Source organism: Bradyrhizobium sacchari (genome assembly GCF_002068095.1).
GTDB classification, from domain to species: domain Bacteria; phylum Pseudomonadota; class Alphaproteobacteria; order Rhizobiales; family Xanthobacteraceae; genus Bradyrhizobium; species Bradyrhizobium sacchari.
Map to the genome: position 1 here is coordinate 181,306 of NZ_LWIG01000012.1, position 3,193 is coordinate 184,498.

At 64.4% G+C, this 3,193-nt stretch carries 5 protein-coding genes; 1 reads left to right on the forward strand and 4 read right to left on the reverse strand.

The window, feature by feature from the left end:
• From uraD to A5906_RS16050, 4 genes are all read right to left on the reverse strand, one after another.
• Positions 1-510, reverse strand: a 510-nt coding sequence (gene uraD / locus A5906_RS44510; protein WP_245326753.1) for a 2-oxo-4-hydroxy-4-carboxy-5-ureidoimidazoline decarboxylase, incomplete at its 3' end; no start/stop codon positions are given.
• A 7-nt stretch (positions 511-517) separates the two neighbouring features.
• On the reverse strand, positions 518-1,453 hold the full coding sequence (gene puuE, locus A5906_RS16040) for an allantoinase PuuE (RefSeq protein ID WP_080136353.1): 936 nt from the start codon (positions 1,451-1,453) through the stop codon (positions 518-520).
• Entirely contained in the window at positions 1,454-1,867 is a 414-nt protein-coding gene (locus A5906_RS16045; protein ID WP_014493672.1) for a DUF3830 family protein, read from the reverse strand.
• Positions 1,868-1,955: 88 nt separating this feature from the next.
• Complete coding sequence (locus A5906_RS16050) at positions 1,956-2,249, reverse strand: hypothetical protein (RefSeq protein WP_080136354.1); 294 nt, start codon at positions 2,247-2,249, stop codon at positions 1,956-1,958.
• Positions 2,250-2,472: 223 nt separating this feature from the next.
• On the opposite strand from A5906_RS16050, the gene A5906_RS16055 reads away from it, so the two are divergent.
• Entirely contained in the window at positions 2,473-2,691 is a 219-nt protein-coding gene (locus tag A5906_RS16055; protein ID WP_080136355.1) for a hypothetical protein, read from the forward strand.
• The last annotated feature ends 502 nt before the right edge of the window (positions 2,692-3,193 follow it).

Sequence of the window (3,193 nt, forward strand, 5' to 3'; positions counted from 1 at the left end):
GGTGACGAGCTGATCGAGCCGCAGCGCCGAGATGCGACCGATCTCCTCGATCGCGCGCCGCGTTTCGGTCTTGGCGATGTTGCGCAGCCGCGTCTCGAAGTCGCGCAGCACGGAATCCTTGGTGTGGCGGCGCACACACACGATATAGGGGAAGCCGAATTTTTCACGATAGGCGTTGTTGACGCGCTCGAACGCGGCGTATTCGGCCTCCGACAGCCGGTCGAGGCCAGCGCTGTTCTGCTCGTCGGTCGATTCCGCCGTCAGACCCGCGGCGTGCTGGGTCTTGTTGGCGAGATCGGGATGCGCCCGGATCAGCGCCAGTTGCGCGTCGGGCTCGGCGGCCTGGATCGCCGCCATCAGCGCAGCGTGCAGCTGATTGATGCCGGCGAACGGCCGTTGTGCCGCGATCTGCTCGGCGATCCACGGCGAATATTCGACGACATTGGCGAGCGCAGCGACGAAATCGGCCTTGCTTGCAGCATTGAGATCAGCGAGCGAGATTTGCGACATCACACCTTCATCCGATCTCGAATGCGTTCGCGGCAAGATGCGCATGCTTGTCGTGCCAATGCTGCGCGATCTGGAGCCGCGTCGGGACCCAGACGCGCTCGTGCTTGCCGATGTAGTCCAGGAATCGGATCAGCCCCGCGGCACGGCCGGGCCGGCCGGCGAGACGGCAGTGCAGCCCCACCGACATCATCTTCGGTGCGGTCTGCCCTTCGGCATAGAGCACGTCGAAGGCATCCTTCAGATAGGTGTAGAACTGCTCGCCTTCGGCAAAGCCCTGCGGGTTGATGAACCGCATGTCGTTGGCATCTAACGTATAGGGAATGATGAGCTGCTTGCCCTTGGCGCCCTTGACCCAGTAGGGCAGATCGTCGGCATAGGAGTCGCAGAGATAGAGGAAGCCGCCCTCCTCCATCAATAGCCGGTTGGTGTTGATCGAGGAGCGCCCGGTGTACCAGCCGAGCGGCCGCGCGCCGGTCGCCTCGGTATGGACGCGAATGGACTCGGCGATCTCGGCGCGCTCCTGCGCCTCGGTCATGTCCTTGTGCTCGATCCATTTCAGGCTGTGGCTGGCGATATCCCAGCCTGCCTCCTTCATGGCGGCGACGATTTCCGGATTGCGCTTGAGCGCGGTGGCGACGCCGAACACGGTGGTCGGCCACATCCGGTCGGTGAACATCCGCCAGAGCCGCCAGAAGCCGGCGCGCGAGCCATATTCGAACATGGATTCGATGTTGGCGTGACGCTGGCCCGGCCAGGGCTGGGCGCCGAGCACGTCGGACAGGAATGCTTCCGAGGCGCGGTCGCCGTGCAGGATGTTGTTCTCGCCGCCTTCCTCGAAATTGACGACAAACTGCACCGCGACCCGCGCGTTGCCGGGCCACTCTGGATGCGGCGGGTTGCGGCCGTAACCGCGGAGATCGCGCGGGTAGCGGGCGTCAGTCACTCAGACTTCCTCGAAGCGGATCGGCAGCGCGCCCTTCCACAGCACGCTCTTGCCCAGCGTCGCCAGATTCTCCAGGCCCGAGGTCAGCGTGATGAAATGGTTGCCGGCGAGCTGCCCCATCTTGCTCGCGAAGTGCACGCCGCCATAGGCCAGCAGGATCTCGGTCTCGCTGATGCCGCCGGGATAGAGGATGATCTGACCGGGGGCGGGATAGCTGGTGTGGTTCTCGTAGCCGACGCCAAAATCGAGATCGCCGAGCGGCATCCACACGCCCTCACCGCTCCAGCGCACATGGATGATGTGGCTTTCGAACGGCAGAGCCTTGCGGAACGCGGCAACGGTCTTGGGTGCCAGTTGCTCCTCGAAACGGGCATCGAAGGTGAAATCGCCGGCGCGGATAACGAGTTTGCTCATCTCATCTCTCTGGATCGGGGGCGATGCGCCCCACGGGGAACTTTCAGCAAAAAGCACTCCATCGGGCTTCGCGCAAGAGCGCGGACCGTCACCTGCGGTCGTAGGACCAGCCGAAAATGCCGCTCCGCCGCACCTCCGGCTCGGGCTCGGAGGCCGGCGCAGCCGCAGCCGGTGCTTCCTTCAGTTCCGCCTGCGGCGGAGGCGGCGGCGGCGGCGGCGCCGGCAGGTTCTCGCATTTCATGGAATAGACCAGCTTGCCATCCGCGGTCCGCCCGATCGGCGCGCAGGGGTCCGGATGCGCCGCCGAACTCTTCGGCGTGGATTTGATCTGCGCCGCCGCCGGCGTAGCGATCAGGAGAAGGACCAGCAGATATTTCGACATCGTTGTCGCTCGGAAAGCTAATTCATCCCATTGAACCGGATTGCGGCAGGCAAGTCCACCACGCCACGGGTGTGATTGCTGAATATTTAGCCGGGACCAAAAAATTTGCTCGCTCCAACGTGATGGCGATGCCGCTGATATTCGGAAAGGCCCATCGCCATGTCAGCCGCGACGGCGACAAACATCTCTCACAGCCGGGAGCGTCGTCACGGGAGAAACAACGATGCAAAAGACCTTCGTCCTTCTGGGCACCATGCTGATTGCCGCCGCCTCCATCCAGACCGCCGCTGCAAACGACCGTCACCACGCTCGCACGGCGCAACGCGCTCCCATCACTCAATCGGTCCGCGACGCCAATGCCGCACTCTGGCCGTCGCAGCCGACCGCGCCCGACTGGTCGCGCTATGCCAACGGCGCAATGTCGGCGCCGGCGGGACGGTGACTTGCTGGAAGCGTAGGCGCTGCCTCGTTCCTCTTGTGTCCCGGACGCGCTGCAGCGTGTAACGCTGCTGCGCAGAGCCGGGACCCGGGGCGACACAGCACGGTATGGAGACATGGGCCCCGGCTCTCTGCAGCGCACCGCTGAAGTAGCGCTGCGCTGCGTCCGGGGCACGAGAGCGGAGCGTGGGGCGCACCGCTGTCTCCAAGTCGTCATTGCGAGCGCAGCGAAGCAATCCAGAATCTTTCCGCGGAGGCATTCTGGATTGCTTCGCTGCGCTCGCAATGACGGAGCATGAGGAAGCAGCACCGCTCCGCCAACTCGCATCCGTATTTGCAGACACACCTTCGCATCCTCGCGGCACAATTCGCCCGAGCTTTGCCTGGTCGCTCCACCCTCGAAGCCAAGAGGGCGCAGGGAAGGCCGGGTGCTGACCTCGCACCCGCGGTCCGCTGCGCGAAAGGTAGCGCAAAGGAACCGCACAGCAGCATACAGGTGGTGCCGA

Excerpts from the sequence above, each read along its gene's own strand:
- A5906_RS16045 (WP_014493672.1), bottom strand. The coding sequence starts at position 1,867 with ATGAGCAAACTCGTTATCCGCGCCGGCGATTTCACCTTCGATGCCCGT.
- A5906_RS16050 (WP_080136354.1), bottom strand. The coding sequence starts at position 2,249 with ATGTCGAAATATCTGCTGGTCCTTCTCCTGATCGCTACGCCGGCGGCG.
- A5906_RS16055 (WP_080136355.1), top strand. The coding sequence starts at position 2,473 with ATGCAAAAGACCTTCGTCCTTCTGGGCACCATGCTGATTGCCGCCGCC.